A 14,356-nucleotide genomic window follows, 5' to 3' on the forward strand; every position below is an offset into this window, starting at 1 on the left:
AGGCAGTATGGCTGGCGTGACGCAAGTACTCGTGCTCGGAGGCACCGGTGAGGCCCGCGCGCTGGCCGCCGGGCTCGTCCACCGCGGCGTCGCGGTCACGTCGTCGCTGGCCGGACGCGTCGCCAACCCGCGCCTGCCGGCCGGCGAAGTGCGCGTCGGCGGCTTCGGCGGACCGGACGGCCTCGCGCGGTGGCTGACCGAGCACGGCACCGCCGCCGTGGTGGACGCCACACACCCGTTCGCCGAACGCATCGGCGCGTCCGCGGCAACGGCCACGAGCCAGGCGGGCGTCCCGCTGCTGCGCCTGCAGCGCCCCGGCTGGCAGCAGGGCCCGGGCGACGACTGGCACTGGGTGGACACCCTCGACGAGGCCGCGACGGTGGCCGAACGGCTGGGCGACCGGATCTTCCTCACCAGCGGCCGCCAGGGCCTGTCCGCCTTCGCGCGCTGCACGCGGCCGTACTTCCTGGCCCGCTGCGTCGACCCGCCGGAACCGCCGCTGCCGCCGCGCCTGGACGTCCTGCTCGACCGCGGCCCCTACACCGTCGAGGGCGAGACCGCGCTGCTGCGCGAGCACCGCATCGACGTGCTGGTCACCAAGGACAGCGGCGGCGACATGACCACCGCGAAGCTCGTCGCGGCCCGTCAGGAGGGTGTGCCGGTGGTCGTCGTGCGGCGCCCGCCGCGGCCGCCGGCGCACACCGTCGCGGACGTGGATGCCGCGCTGCGCTGGGTGTCGGCGATCCTGGACGCATGATCGAGGAGTTCTACGAGGTCCTGCGGCGACGGCGGGACGTGCGGGCGGAGTTCACGGGCGAGCCCATCGACGACGACGTGCTGGCCCGCATCCTGGAGGCCGCGCACTCCGCGCCCAGCGTCGGCCTCACCCAGCCGTGGGATTTCGTGCTCGTCGAAAGCACCCGGACCCGCACCGCGTTCCGCGATCACGTCCTCGCCGAGCGAGAGGTGTTCGCCGCGTCGCTGCCCGCGCAGCGCCGCGAGACGTTCGCCCCGATCAAGATCGAGGGCATCCTCTCCGCGACGCTCGGCGTGGTGGTGACCTACGACGAAAGCCGCGGCGCGCCGGACGTGCTCGGCCGTCACGCGATCGCCGACGCCGGCCTGTACTCGGTGTGCCTGGCGATCCAGAACCTCTGGCTCGCCGCCACCGCCGAGGGCCTGGGCGTGGGCTGGGTCAGCTTCTACCGCGAGGATTTCCTGCGTGACCTGCTCGGCATCCCGGCCGGAGTGCGGCCGGTCGCCTGGCTCTGCCTCGGCCCGGTGAGCGAACTCCAGGAGATTCCGGACCTGGAGCGGCACGGCTGGCGGAGGCGGCGGCCGCTGGCGGCGGCGACGCACCGTGAGCGGTTCGGCACACCCCCATCCCGAAGCGAGCGCGAGGAAGCATCGCGATAGCGTTCTCCCAATGTGGATGGCCAGCAGGACACCTACTGTCGCACCGGATGAGGCGGCCGACCCGGACCAGCGGGGCGCGTCGGAGAGCACCTCACCGGAGCGACCTCGCACGTTCTTGTGGCGGCTGCTCGCCGTCGTACTGGGTCTGTTCGCCGCGGGCTGCGCGGTCGCCTACCCGTTGATGCCGGTCGTCCAGGACACGGCGAAGATCGTGTGGCCGGCGGGCAGCGACACCCGCCCGGTGAACGCCCCGCTCGTCGGCTACTGGGCGCAGGACCTGCAGGTGGCCCTGCCGTGCGCGACGATCCAGTCCCTGGACGGCCGCACCGCGGGCGCGGGGCTGCTGTTCTCCACCGTGCCGCCGGCCCGCGCGGGCAACGGCGCCGGGATGCAGCTCAACGTCCAGGACGGCCTGCTCACCGCCACCAGCCGCGGCCAGCAGGTCGCGCGCCAGCCGCTGCCCGCCACCGGGTGCGACGTGCGGGTGAGTTCGACCGCCACGCACACCACCCTGTCGGTGGCCGGCACCCCGGTCTACGACTCCAGCGGCGACGCCCGGCCGCGCGTGCTGGGCATCTACACGGACATCTCGTCGGCCCGGGACCCGATCGCGGGCCTGTCGGTCGGCATCACCCCGGACACCCGCTACCAGTCCTCCCCCACCGGGCTGAAGGTCGGCGTCGGCGTGTTCGCCCTGCTGTCGCTGATCGGCTGCCTCATCGCGGTCAACCGGCTGGACTCGGGCACCGCGCGCCGCGCGCCGCGGTGGGCCCCGATCGGCTGGTGGAAGCTCACCAAACGGGACGTCACCGTCTTCGGCGTGCTCGGCGCGTGGGTGTTCATCGGGCCGGTCACCTCCGACGACGGCTACATCCTGACCATGGCCCGGGTCGCCGACCAGGTCGGCTACCTGACCAACTACCACCGCTGGTTCGGCGTCGCGGAGGCGCCGTTCGGGTGGAACGACCACATCTACGAGCTGATGGCGACGCTGTCCACGGTGCCGCCGTGGATCCGGCTGCCGTCGTTCCTGCTCGGCGTCCTGAGCTGGCTGCTGATCTCGCGTGAGGTGCTGCCGCGGCTGGGCAAGGAGGTCCGGATCAGCCCGGCGGCGGGCTGGGCCGCGGCCGTGGTGTTCCTGGTGTGGTGGCTGCCGTTCAACAACGGTGTCCGCCCCGAGCCGTGGGCCGCGCTGGGCTCGCTGATCGCGCTGTGCGCCGTGGAGCGCGCGCTGGTCACGCGGCGCCTGCTGCCGCTGTGCCTGGGCCTGATCGGGGCCGCGTTCGCGCTGGCCGCGACGCCGACCGCGCTGATCGCGGTGGCGCCGTTCCTGGTCGCCGCGAAGCCGCTGTTCCACCTGCTGCGCAGCCGCGCCCGCGACTCCGGCTGGCTCGCGGTGCTGGCGCCGATCGCGGCGGCCGGGTTCATCGTGCTGATCGTGGTGTTCGCCGACCAGACGTTCTCCACGGTGATGGAGGCGACCCGCCTGCGCGGCTCGGTCGGCCCCAACAAGTCCTGGTACGAGGAGCTGTCGCGCTACGAGCTGCTGTTCGAAAGCAGCGCGGACGGCGCGCTGACCCGCCGGTTCCCGGTGCTGCTGCTGATCCTGTGCACCGGCACCTGCCTGGTGGTGCTGCTGCGGCGCGGCCGCATCCAGGGCGCGGCCCTGGGCCCGGCCCGGCGGCTGATCGGCACCGTGGCGCTGTTCTTCCTGCTGCTGGCCCTGACCCCGACCAAGTGGACGCACCACTTCGGCGCGTTCGCCGGTGTCGGGGCGGCGATGGCGGCGCTGACCGCGCTGGCGACGAGTTCGACGGTGCTGCGGTCGCGGCGCAACCGCGCGGCGTTCACCGCCGGGCTGCTGGTGGTGGCCGCGCTGGCGGCGACCGGCCCGAACGCGTACTGGTTCGTGTCCAGCCTCGGGGTGCCGTGGTGGGACAAGGCGCCGTCGATCAAGGGCTGGCACCTGTCCACCGCGCTGCTGGCGGCCGCGGCGGTGGCGGCGGTGTTCGCGTTCGTGGAGAACGTGCGCATGCAGCGGCCGGGTGCGCCGCCGCCGGTGCAGGAGCGGCGCGGGCGTGCGCTGCGGCTGGGCGCGACGTCGCTGGTCGTGGTGTGCGGCGCGGTCGTGGTGTTCGAGGTCGCCAGCATGGCGAAGTCGATCCAGAAGCAGATGTCGACGGGTAGCTACAGCCTCGCCGCGGCGAACGTGGACCACCTGTTCGGCAAGAGCTGCAACCTGTCCGATCGCGTGATGGTCGAGCAGGACCCGGTGTCGAGCATGCTGAAGCCGGTGTCCGCGGTGACCGTGCCGGCCCGGACGCCGGCGCAGGAGAACTCGACGCTGCCGCGGCCCGAGGACGAGGGCAACGAGAAGACCTCGGCGGGCTTCCACACCGACGGCAACGGCGACGACGACCCGCTGAACGCACCGCCGCACGGCTTCACCACGGCGACCGTGCCGATGTGGAGCAGCTACCACGAGGGCTCGGCGACCGGCCGGCTGCGCACCGACTGGTACGCGCTGCCGGACCAGCACGCCGGTGCGCAGGTGACGATCGCCGCCGCGGCGCCCCCGGGCAAGGCGACGAGCGTGGCGCTGGAGTTCGGCAAGGACACCCCGGCCGGTGTCGAGGTGGTCCGGTCGACCACCGTGCTGGCGCCGAACGTCGGCACCGGAGCGACGACGGACGAGACGAAGTGGGCCGACGAGCGGCTGGACATCGGCGACCTGCCCGCGGACGTCAACCGGGTGCGCGTGGTGGCCAAGGACGACGACATCACCGGTGACGGCTGGGTCGCGGTGAGCGCCCCGCGCGTGCCGACGTTCACCACGCTGACGCAGCGGGTCGGCAGCGCCCCGGTCTACATGGACTGGCCCGCGGCGTTCGTGTACCCGTGCATGAACCCGGTCGCCTCGCACGACGGCATCTCGCAGATCCCGGCGTACCGCATCACCGCGGGCGATCTGGCCGCGGAGGCCGGGGTGGCGGACAACATCGGCGGCGGGCCGAACGGGTGGATCGAGGAGCTGGCCGACCAGCCCGAGGTGCCGAGCTTCCTGGAGGGCGACCGGTCCGGCCGGTCGTGGGGACGCCTGCTGCAGATCGAGCCGTTCACCGATGGCGTGGCACCGCAGGTGGAACACGGCACGGAGACGATGTGGGGCTGGCAGAGCCCCGGCCCCGGGCCGCAGCAACCGAACGGCTCGACCCCGACGCGGTGACGAAGAAGGCCCCTCCAGCCGGAGGGGCCTTCTTCCATCAGTAGGACCGGGGTGTCCACACCTGCCCGTGCGTCACCCGGGTCCGGGACGACCCGACGATCACCAGGCACCGCATGTCCACCGCGGCAGGATCGAACTCCCCCAGCGTGGTCACGAGCACCGATTCCTCGGCCCCGCCGACGTCCCGCGCCACCACCACCGGCGTCTCGGCGGCCCGATGCCGCAGCAGCACCTCCCGGGCCCGCACCAACTGCTCGGTCCGCGTCCGCGAAGCCGGGTTGTACATCGCCACCACGAGATCGGCCGCCCCCGCAGCCTCCAGCCGCCGCTCGATGACCTCCCACGGCTTCAGCCGATCCGACAGCGACAGCACGCAGTAGTCGTGCCCCAGCGGCGCCCCGGCCCGCGCCGCCGCCGCGGAAGCCGCCGTCACCCCGGGGATCACCCGCACCGGCACCGGCTCTTCCAGCTCGGCCGCCTGCTCCAGCACCGCGGACGCCATCGCGAACACGCCGGGATCGCCCGAGGACACCACAGCCACCCGCGCCCCAGCGGCGGCCAGCGAAAGCGCATGCCGGGCCCGGTCGGCCTCGACCCGGTTGCCCGACGCGTGCCGCACCTGCCCGGCCCGCTGCGGCACCTTCGCCACGTACGGCCCGTACCCGACGATGTGCTCCGCCTCGGCCAATGCCGCGGACGCTTCCGGCGTCAGCCACTCCGGCCCGGCCGGCCCCAGCCCGACCACCACGACCTCGCCACCGTCCACCTGAGCCGCCGCCGGAGCGGCGGCCGGCTCCTTCCGCGACGCGTAAGCCGGGCTCGGCACCAGCGCCAGCGAGAAGTACGGCACCGTCGACGGATCGACGTCGGCGAACGGCTCGACCCGCTGGTTGTCCCACGTCGCCCGCTCGACGTAGTACGCCTCGTCCAGCCGCCCCGACTCGGCCAGCGCCTCGCGCACCGACGAGAACGTGCGGCCCAGCTTCATCACCGCCGCGGCCTGCGTGTCCGCCAGCCGCCGCGCCAGCTCCGGCGCGGGCAGCGTCCCGGGCAGCACCGTCAGCACCTCGTCGCGCTGCACCAGCGGCTTGCCGAGGACCGCCGAGGCCGCCGACACCGACGTCACGCCGGGCACCGCCTCGGCCTCGTACCGGTCGCACAGCCGCTCGTGCATGTACATGTACGAGCCGAAGAAGAACGGGTCGCCCTCGCACAGCACCACCACGTCCCGCCCGGCGTCCAGGTGCTCGGCGAGCCGTTTCGCGCTCAGCTCGTAGAACTCGGCGATCGCGCCCTCGTACCCGCCCGGGTGGTCGGTGCCCTCGGTGGTCACCGGGTACATCAGCCGTTCCTCGATCTGCCCCTCGCGCAGGTACGGCTCGGCGACCGACCGCGCGATGCTGCGCCCGTGCCGCGCGCAGTGGTAGGCGATCACGTCGGCCTCGCCGATCAGCCGCGCCGCCTTGACCGTCATCAGCTCCGGGTCGCCCGGGCCGAGCCCGACACCCCACAGCTTGCCCGTCTTCATTCGATCTCGCTCGCGAGCGCGTTGATCGCCGACACGGCCATGGCGCTGCCGCCCCGCCGCCCGTGCACCACCAGGTAGGGCGCGGGCGCGCGCTTGACCAGCTCCTCTTTGGACTCCGCGGCGCCGACGAACCCGACCGGCACGCCGATGATCGCGGCAGGCACCCCGGCGCCCTCGTCGATCATCTCCAGCAGCCGGAACAACGCGGTCGGCGCGTTGCCGATCGCCACCACCGAACCGGCCAGCTCGTCCCGCCAGAGCTCCAGCGCGGCCGCGGACCGGGTCGTGCCCATCCGCTCGGCCAGCGCGGGCACCCGCTCGTCGGACAGCGTGCACAGGATCTCGTTGGACGCGGGCAAGCGCTTGCGGGTCACGCCGCTGGCGATCATCTGCGCGTCGCACAGCACCGGTGCGCCGTCGCGCAACGCGGCCCGGGCCGATTCGACCAGGTCCAGCGAGTAGGCGAGGTCGTCGACCAGGTCGACCATGCCGCACGAGTGGATCATGCGGACCGCGACCGGCTCCAGGTCCTCCGGCAGGATCGCGAGGTCGGCCTCCTCGCGGATCGTGGCGAACGAGTGGCGGTAGATCTCCGCCCCGTCGCGGATGTAGTCGATCACGCTGTTCCCTTCTGGTATCCCTCGCTGCCCGCGAGCACGTCGACGTGCGGCTCGTGCGGTCGCCCGCACCGCCGTTCGCATCCGGAGAAGTGCATCCGCACCCCGGCGGGAACGCGGGGCATCATCGCCCGCGCGTCGGCCCGCACGTCGGCCCGCGACTTCGCGCAGCCCGGCCGCCCGATGCACGCGCTGATCCCCAGTCCCGGCGCGGCCGGATCGGTCACCAGGCCCGGCGCGTCCAGGCCGCGGGGCACCACGACCGACCGCCACGGCGTCACCACGATCTCCCCCAGCGCCCGCAGGTCCGCGGCCGCGAGCTGCCCCAGCACCGGCGCGCCCACCACCCCGGCGAGCCCGTCGCCGCGGGTGAACGGCCCGATCGGCACACCCGGTGACGTGGGCAGACGCTCGCCGGACGGCAGGTCCAGCTCCCGCACCCGCCACGCGCTGCCCCGGACTTCCAGGAACCACAACGCCTTCCGCACGAGCGCGTCGACCGCCCCGGCGAACGGCACCCGCTCGCCGGTGTCCCGGCCCGCGAGCAGCACCGCGCCGGTCGAGGAGTCCAGCGCCCGCCAGCACACGTCCGCGTCCTCGCCGGACACGTCACCGCGGCCGTCGTCGAGGGCGAACAGGAACCGGCCCGGCAGGGCGGCCAGCTCGGGCCGCGCGCACACCGCCCGGTCCAGCTCGGCCACCACTTCCCGGACGTCGACCAGCCCGCCGGTGAGCCCGCTCAGCGGCGAGGCCAGGTAGTTGCGCACCCGCTCGTGCGCGGGCGCGGGCAGCAGCCCGGCGGCCGACAGCCGCGCTACCAGCTCACCGGTGTCCCGCGACAGGCCCCGCAGCTGGATGTTGCCGCGCGAGGTCAGGTGCACCGACCCGTCACCGAGGTCCTCGGCGCAGGAGGCCAGCACCCGCGCCTGCTCCGCGCTCACCCGCCCGCCCGGCAACCGGATCCGGGCGAGGGCGCCGTCGGCGGACTCGTGCGTGGCGAACACACCCGGGCACGCGTCGGGGCGGACACGTGCGGGAGGGGCCATGCGCTCACTGTAAACGGCGCCAGGAGCGCTAACTATTACCTGGATCATATGTAGTAGGTCTGCTACATTCCATCACACAGGCGTAGCACTGGGGAGAACACCTATGACAGCGATGAGCCAGGTCGCGACGCGACCACCGGAGCCGCCGGGCGACGAGCCCGCGCTCGACGTCCGCGACCTCCGCATGCGGTACGGCGCCAACGACGTGCTCAAGGGCGTGACCTTCCAGGCCGCCCAGGGCGAGGTGCTGGCGCTGCTCGGCCCGAACGGCGCGGGCAAGACGACCACCATCGAAATCCTGGAAGGCTTCCGGATGCGGTCGGCCGGCGAGGTGCGGGTGCTCGGCGTCGACCCGGCCCGGGGCACCGAGGCCTGGCGCGCGCGGCTGGGCATCGTGCTGCAGTCCTGGCGGGACCACGGCAAGTGGCGCGTACGGGAGCTGCTGGCCCACCTCGGCTCGTACTACGTCGACCACCGGCGGCCGTGGGACGTCGACGAGCTGGTCGAAACCGTCGGCCTCACCCCGCACGCGCACAAGCGGGTCAGCCGGCTCTCCGGCGGGCAGCGGCGGCGGCTGGACGTCGCGATCGGCATCGTGGGCCGCCCCGACCTGCTGTTCCTGGACGAGCCGACCGCCGGGTTCGACCCGGAGGCCCGCCGCGAGTTCCACGACCTGGTCCACCGGCTGGCCGACGAGTCGGACACCACGATCCTGCTCACCACCCACGACCTGGACGAGGCCGAGAAGCTCGCCGACCGGATCCTCATCCTGGCCGGCGGCACGATCATCGCGAACGGCTCGGCCGAGCAGCTCAGCCGCGAGATGTCCACCGACGCCGAGGTCCGCTGGACCCGCGACGGCCAGCGGTACGTGCACTCGACCACCGACGCGACGAAGTACGTGCGCGAGCTGTTCGCCCAGTACGACGAGGAGATCGAGGACCTGGAGGTGCGCCGGGCGAGCCTGGAAGACACCTACATGGCGCTGCTGCGCAAGTTCGAAGGAGGCGCCCGATGAACGGCACCGCACTGCGGGTCGGGTTCCGGCGCGGCCTGATCGAGCTGCGGCAGAGCTTCACGACCGTCCAGGACCTGTGGGGGTACTTCTTCCCGACGGTGGTGTTCCTGGTGGTGATGACCCTGATGAAGGGCTCGGTCATCCCCGGCACCACGTTCTCCCGCGGCTCGATGACGCTGCCCAGCCTGATCGGCGCGAGCGTCGGGTTCAGCGGGCTGATCAACACGATGCAGCTGCTCACCGTCGAGCGCGAGGACGGCACCCTGCTGCGCGCCAAGGCCCTGCCGCACGGCATGACCGGGTATCTGGTCGGCAAGATCGTGATGGTCTCGGGGATGACGCTGACCGGCATCGCGCTGCTCATCGTGCCCGGCCTGATCATGTTCGACGGCCTGGAGATCGACGCCATGACCTGGGTGACCCTGGCCTGGGTGCTGGTGCTCGGCCTGGTCGCGACGCTGCCGATCGGGGCGGTGTTCGGTTCGCTGTTCGAGAACCCGCGGACGATGGGCGTGGTGATGCTGCCGGTGATGGCGCTGGTCGGCACGTCGGGCATCTTCTACCCGATCGGCGAGCTGCCCACCTGGGTGCAGGGCATCGCGCAGGTGTTCCCGCTGTACTGGCTGGGGCTGGGCATGCGGTCGGCGTTCCTGCCGGACACCATGGTGCTGGTGGAGATCGGGCAGTCGTGGCGGACCTGGGAGACGCTGGGCGTGCTCGGCGCGTGGGCGGTCGCGGGCCTGGTCCTGGCGCCGATCGTGCTGCGTAGGATGGCGCGGCGCGAGTCCGGGTCGACCGTGGCCGCACGGCGGGAGAAGGCACTACAGCGGATGCCGGGATGAGTGAGTCGATCTACAACCGCATCGCGATGCTGCGCGCCGAACGCGGCATCTCGCGGCGGCAGCTGGCCGAGGCGGTCGGGGTGCACTACCAGACGATCGGCTACCTCGAGCGCGGCGAGTACAGCCCGAGCCTGTACCTCGCGCTGCGCATCGCGGAGTACTTCGAGGTGCCCGTGGAGGTGATTTTCTCCACGCGGCCCTTCCCCCGTCTCGGCGAACGGACTGCTTGACTGCGGGCCCGCTCAACGGACAGTGTTGGGGGGACCTAGGAGGGAACCCGCGTGATCCTGCTGCTGTCCACTTCGGACACCGATCTGCTCAGCGCCCGCACCAGCGAGGCCGGGTACCGGCTGGCGAACCCGGCCCGGCTCGACCTCGCCGAGCTGCCCGGCTTGCTGGAGGGCGCCGACGTCGTCGTGGTCCGCATCCTGGGATCGGCGCGGACCTGGCAGGAGGGCCTGGACGCGGTCCGGGCCAGCGGCAAGCACGTGGTCGTGCTCGGCGGTGAGCAGACGCCGGACGCGGAGCTGATGGCGTTGTCCACCGTGCCGGCCGGCATCGCCACCGAGGCGCACGCCTACCTCGCGCAGGGCGGCCCGGCCAACCTCACCCAGCTGCACCGGTTCCTGTCCGACACGCTGCTGCTCACCGGCGACGGCTTCGAGCCGCCCGCCGAGCAGCCCGCGTGGGGTGTGCTCCAGCGCACACCGCGCCGCACTGGCGATTCGCAGGGCGGTCCGGTGGTGGCGATCCTCTACTACCGCGCGCACCACCTGTCCGGGAACACCCGGTTCGTCGAGGCGCTGGCCGAGGCGGTCGAGGACGCGGGCGGGCAGGCGCTGCCGATCTACTGCGCGTCGCTGCGCTCGCGCGAGCCGGAGATGATGGCCGAGCTGCGCAAGGCCGACGCGCTGCTGGTCACCGTGCTCGCCGCGGGCGGCACGCGGCCCTCGGAGGCCGGCGCCGGGGGTGACGACGAGGCGTGGGACGTCGCCGAGCTGGCCGCGCTGGACGTGCCGACGTTGCAGGCGCTGTGCCTGACCAGCGACCGCGCCACCTGGGCGGACAACGACGACGGCCTGTCCCCGCTGGACGCCGGCAACCAGATGGCGGTGCCGGAGTTCGACGGCCGCCTGATCACCGTGCCGTTCTCGTTCAAGGAGATCGACGACGACGGCCTGCCGCACTACGTGCCGGACCCGGAGCGCGCCGCGCGGGTCGCGGGCATCGCGCTCGCGCACGCCCGCCTGCGGCACACCCCGCCGGAGCAGCGCAAGATCGTGCTGATGCTGTCGGCGTACCCGACGAAGCACTCCCGCGTCGGCAACGCGGTCGGCCTGGACACCCCCGCCTCGGCGATCGAGCTGCTGCGCCGCATGCGCGCGCAGGGCTACGACCTGGGCGACGAGCCGTTCCCCGGTGTGGAGCCGACCGGCACCGACCAGCCGGACGGCGACGCGCTCATCCACGCGCTGATCGCCGCGGGCGGCCAGGACCCGGAGTGGCTGACCGAGGAGCAGCTGTCCGGCAACCCGATCCGCGTCCCCGCCGCGCGGTACCGCGAGTGGTTCGCCGCGCTGCCCTCGGACCTGCGTGCGGACATCGAGGAGCACTGGGGGCCGCCGCCGGGCGACCTCTACGTCGACCGGTCGTCCAATCCGGACGGTGACATCGTGCTGGCCTCGCTGCGGGCAGGCAACGTGGTGCTGATGATCCAGCCGCCGCGCGGGTTCGGCGAGAACCCGGTGGCGATCTACCACAACCCGGACCTGCCGCCGAGCCACCACTACCTCGCCTGCTACCGCTGGATCGAGGAGGAGTTCGGCGCGCACGCGGTGGTCCACCTGGGCAAGCACGGGTCGCTGGAGTGGCTGCCGGGCAAGAACGCCGGGCTGTCGCCGTCCTGCGGCCCGGACGCGGTGCTGGGCAACCTGCCGCTGATCTACCCGTTCCTGATCAACGACCCGGGCGAGGGCGCGCAGGCCAAGCGGCGCGCGCACGCGACGATCGTCGACCACCTGATCCCGCCGATGGCGCGCGCGGAGAGCTACGGCGACCTGGCCCGGCTGGAGCAGCTGCTCGACGAGCACGCGAACATCGCGGCGATGGACCCGGCGAAGCTGCCCGCGATCCGGCAGCAGATCTGGACGCTGATCCAGGCCGCCAAGCTCGACCACGACCTGGGCATCTCGGAGCGCCCGCACGACGCCGAGTTCGACGACTTCCTGCTGCACATCGACGGCTGGCTGTGCGAGGTGAAGGACGCGCAGATCCGCGACGGCCTGCACGTCCTCGGCGCCGCGCCGGCCGGTGAGGCACGGGTCAACCTGGTGCTGGCGATGCTGCGGGCGCAGCAGATGTGGGGCGGCAAGGCCGGTGCGGTGCCGGGCCTGCGGTCGGTGCTCGGTCTGCGGGAAGGCGCGCCGACGTCCGAAGTGGACGCCATCGAGGCGTCGGCCCGGGCCCTGGTCGAGGCGATGGAGAAGCGGGACTGGTCGCCGGACGCGGTCGCGGAGGTGGCTTCCGATCCGGAGGTCGCGCGGGTGCTGGCGTTCGCGGCCACCGAGATCGTGCCCCGGCTGGCCGGCACGTCCGGTGAGATCGACGCGGTGCTGCACGCGCTGGACGGCGGGTACATCGCGGCCGGGCCGAGCGGGTCGCCGCTGCGCGGGCTGGTCAACGTGCTGCCGACCGGCCGCAACTTCTACACCGTGGACCCGAAGGCGATCCCGAGCCGGCTGGCGTGGGAGACCGGGCAGGCGCTGGCGGAGTCGCTGCTGCGGCGGTACCGCGAGGACACCGGTGAGTGGCCGAAGTCGGTCGGCCTGTCGGTGTGGGGCACCTCGGCGATGCGGACCTCCGGTGACGACGCGGCGGAGGTGCTGGCGCTGCTGGGTGTGCAGCCGGTGTGGGACGACGCGTCGCGCCGGGTGACCGGGCTGGAGCCGATCCCGCTCGCCGAGCTGGGCCGTCCGCGCATCGACGTGACCGTGCGGATCAGCGGGTTCTTCCGGGACGCGTTCCCGCACGTGGTGGACCTGCTCGACGACGCGGTGCGGCTGGCGGCGTCGCTGGACGAGCCCGCGTCGGACAACTTCGTGCGCGCGCACGTGCAGGCCGATCTGGAGGCGCACGGCGACGAGCGGCGGGCGACGACGCGGATCTTCGGCTCGAAGCCCGGCGCGTACGGGGCGGGGATCCTGCCGCTGCTCGATTCGGGCAACTGGCGCGACGACGCCGACCTGGCCGAGGTCTACGCGACGTGGGGCGGGTACGCCTACGGACGGGACCTGGACGGCGTCGAGGCGCGGCCGGCCATGGAGAGCGCGTACCGGCGCATCGAGGTCGCGGCGAAGAACACCGACACGCGTGAGCACGACATCGCCGACTCGGACGACTACTTCCAGTACCACGGCGGGATGATCGCGTTCACCCGCGCGTTGACCGGCCAGGCCCCGGCGTCGTACGTGGGCGATTCGACGAGCCCGGACGCGGTGCGAACGCGGTCGCTGTCGGAGGAGACGGCCCGCGTGTTCCGCGCCAGGGTGGTCAACCCGCGCTGGATCGCGGCGATGCGCAAGCACGGCTACAAGGGCGCCTTCGAGCTGGCGGCCACTGTGGACTACCTGTTCGGCTTCGACGCCACCGCCGGGGTCGTGCAGGACTGGATGTACGAAAAGCTGTCCCAGTCGTACGTCCTCGACCAGCAGAACCAGGAGTTCCTCGCGAAGGCCAACCCGTGGGCGTTGCGCGGCATCATCGAGCGGCTGACCGAGGCCGCCGACCGCGGCCTGTGGGCGGAGCCGGATCCGGAGCTGCTGGGGCAGTTGCGCGAGGTGTACCTGCGGACCGAGGGTGAGCTGGAGGACGAGTGACCGGGGTGGACCTGAACGCGGATCTCGGCGAGGGATTCGGGGTCTGGCGCCTCACGGAGGACGACGCGCTGCTGGAGATCGTCTCCAGCGCCAACGTGGCGTGTGGTTTCCACGCGGGTGACCCGAGCGTGCTGCGGCGCGTGACGGCGGCGGCCGCGGAGCGGGGTGTCGCGGTCGGTGCGCAGGTGGCGTACCGGGACCTGGCCGGCTTCGGGCGCCGGTTCCTGGACGTGACGCCGGCCGAGCTGACCGACGACGTGCTGTACCAGATCGGCGCGCTGGACGCGTTCGCCCGGGTGGCGGGGACGCGGGTGGCGTACGTGAAGCCGCACGGCGCGCTCTACAACGCGATCGTGCACCACGCGGAGCAGGCCGCGGCGGTGGTGGAGGCGGTGCGGTTGTTCGACCCGTCGTTGCCGGTGCTGGGGTTGCCGGGTTCGGAGTTCCTGCGCCAGGCGGAGGCGGCCGGGTTGCGCCCGGTGCGTGAGGCGTTCGCCGACCGGGCCTACACGCCGGCCGGAACGCTGGTCTCGCGGCGAGAGCCGGGCGCGGTGATCCACGACCCCGACGAGGTGGTCCGGCGATGCGTCCGCATGGCAACGAAGGGCGTGATCATCGCGGTGGACGGCAGCGAGGTGAAGGTGCAGCCAGAGTCGATCTGCCTGCACGGAGACACCCCAGGCGCCGTGGAGATCGGCCGCCGGGTGCGGGCCGCACTAACACAAGCCGGAGCCACAATCCGACCCTTCGCATAACTCACAACACAACCGCCACCCGGCAACGCAGAG

At 72.9% G+C, this 14,356-nt stretch carries 11 protein-coding genes; 8 read left to right on the top strand and 3 right to left on the bottom strand.

Going from position 1 to position 14,356, the window contains the following annotated elements:
- The first annotated feature begins 7 nt into the window (after window positions 1–7).
- Genes L1857_RS30270 through L1857_RS30280 form a run of 3 tightly spaced genes read left to right on the top strand, consistent with a single transcriptional unit; the run spans window position 8 to window position 4,642 of the window.
- On the top strand, window positions 8–757 hold the full coding sequence (locus L1857_RS30270) for a cobalt-precorrin-6A reductase (protein WP_233157323.1): 750 nt from the start codon (window positions 8–10) through the stop codon (window positions 755–757).
- Window positions 754–1,416, top strand: coding sequence for a 5,6-dimethylbenzimidazole synthase (gene bluB, locus L1857_RS30275; protein ID WP_094006226.1), 663 nt, complete (start codon window positions 754–756; stop codon window positions 1,414–1,416). The genes L1857_RS30270 and bluB overlap by 4 nt, the downstream gene beginning before the upstream one ends.
- 16 nt (window positions 1,417–1,432) lie before the next feature.
- Window positions 1,433–4,642 (top strand): arabinosyltransferase domain-containing protein, encoded by a 3,210-nt coding sequence (locus L1857_RS30280; RefSeq protein WP_094006288.1) that lies wholly within the window; start codon window positions 1,433–1,435, stop codon window positions 4,640–4,642.
- Window positions 4,643–4,679: 37 nt separating this feature from the next.
- Here the strand turns inward: L1857_RS30280 and L1857_RS30285 are convergent, their stop codons facing one another.
- Genes L1857_RS30285 through L1857_RS30295 form a run of 3 tightly spaced genes read right to left on the bottom strand, consistent with a single transcriptional unit; the run spans window position 4,680 to window position 7,833 of the window.
- Window positions 4,680–6,170, bottom strand: a complete 1,491-nt coding sequence (locus tag L1857_RS30285; protein ID WP_249467020.1) for a precorrin-2 C(20)-methyltransferase — start codon at window positions 6,168–6,170, stop codon at window positions 4,680–4,682.
- Window positions 6,167–6,790 (bottom strand): precorrin-8X methylmutase, encoded by a 624-nt coding sequence (locus L1857_RS30290; RefSeq protein ID WP_249467025.1) that lies wholly within the window; start codon window positions 6,788–6,790, stop codon window positions 6,167–6,169. Before L1857_RS30290 ends, L1857_RS30285 begins: the two co-directional genes overlap by 4 nt.
- Window positions 6,787–7,833 (bottom strand): nitrite/sulfite reductase, encoded by a 1,047-nt coding sequence (locus tag L1857_RS30295; RefSeq protein WP_116110635.1) that lies wholly within the window; start codon window positions 7,831–7,833, stop codon window positions 6,787–6,789. The genes L1857_RS30290 and L1857_RS30295 overlap by 4 nt, the downstream gene beginning before the upstream one ends.
- A gap of 112 nt (window positions 7,834–7,945) precedes the next feature.
- Between L1857_RS30295 and L1857_RS30300 the strand changes: the two genes are divergently transcribed.
- Genes L1857_RS30300 through L1857_RS30320 form a run of 5 tightly spaced genes read left to right on the top strand, consistent with a single transcriptional unit; the run spans window position 7,946 to window position 14,323 of the window.
- Window positions 7,946–8,851: an ABC transporter ATP-binding protein gene (locus tag L1857_RS30300; RefSeq protein ID WP_116110634.1), complete on the top strand. Its 906-nt coding sequence runs from the start codon at window positions 7,946–7,948 to the stop codon at window positions 8,849–8,851.
- Complete coding sequence (locus L1857_RS30305) at window positions 8,848–9,693, top strand: ABC transporter permease (protein ID WP_094006287.1); 846 nt, start codon at window positions 8,848–8,850, stop codon at window positions 9,691–9,693. Before L1857_RS30300 ends, L1857_RS30305 begins: the two co-directional genes overlap by 4 nt.
- Window positions 9,690–9,923: a helix-turn-helix transcriptional regulator gene (locus L1857_RS30310; protein ID WP_094006221.1), complete on the top strand. Its 234-nt coding sequence runs from the start codon at window positions 9,690–9,692 to the stop codon at window positions 9,921–9,923. Before L1857_RS30305 ends, L1857_RS30310 begins: the two co-directional genes overlap by 4 nt.
- Before the next feature lie 51 nt (window positions 9,924–9,974).
- Complete coding sequence (locus tag L1857_RS30315; protein ID WP_249467028.1) at window positions 9,975–13,568, top strand: cobaltochelatase subunit CobN; 3,594 nt, start codon at window positions 9,975–9,977, stop codon at window positions 13,566–13,568.
- Complete coding sequence (locus tag L1857_RS30320) at window positions 13,565–14,323, top strand: LamB/YcsF family protein (protein WP_116110632.1); 759 nt, start codon at window positions 13,565–13,567, stop codon at window positions 14,321–14,323. The genes L1857_RS30315 and L1857_RS30320 overlap by 4 nt, the downstream gene beginning before the upstream one ends.
- Window positions 14,324–14,356 lie beyond the last annotated feature (33 nt).

Origin of the sequence: Amycolatopsis thermalba, assembly GCF_023376025.1 — a bacterium.
Lineage (GTDB): Bacteria > Actinomycetota > Actinomycetes > Mycobacteriales > Pseudonocardiaceae > Amycolatopsis_E > Amycolatopsis_E thermalba.

Coding starts and splice junctions, on each gene's coding strand:
- L1857_RS30270 (WP_233157323.1), top strand. CDS start 8: ATGGCTGGCGTGACGCAAGTACTCGTGCTCGGAGGCACCGGTGAGGCC.
- bluB (WP_094006226.1), top strand. CDS start 754: ATGATCGAGGAGTTCTACGAGGTCCTGCGGCGACGGCGGGACGTGCGG.
- L1857_RS30280 (WP_094006288.1), top strand. CDS start 1,433: ATGGCCAGCAGGACACCTACTGTCGCACCGGATGAGGCGGCCGACCCG.
- L1857_RS30285 (WP_249467020.1), bottom strand. CDS start 6,170: ATGAAGACGGGCAAGCTGTGGGGTGTCGGGCTCGGCCCGGGCGACCCG.
- L1857_RS30295 (WP_116110635.1), bottom strand. CDS start 7,833: ATGGCCCCTCCCGCACGTGTCCGCCCCGACGCGTGCCCGGGTGTGTTC.
- L1857_RS30300 (WP_116110634.1), top strand. CDS start 7,946: ATGAGCCAGGTCGCGACGCGACCACCGGAGCCGCCGGGCGACGAGCCC.
- L1857_RS30305 (WP_094006287.1), top strand. CDS start 8,848: ATGAACGGCACCGCACTGCGGGTCGGGTTCCGGCGCGGCCTGATCGAG.
- L1857_RS30310 (WP_094006221.1), top strand. CDS start 9,690: ATGAGTGAGTCGATCTACAACCGCATCGCGATGCTGCGCGCCGAACGC.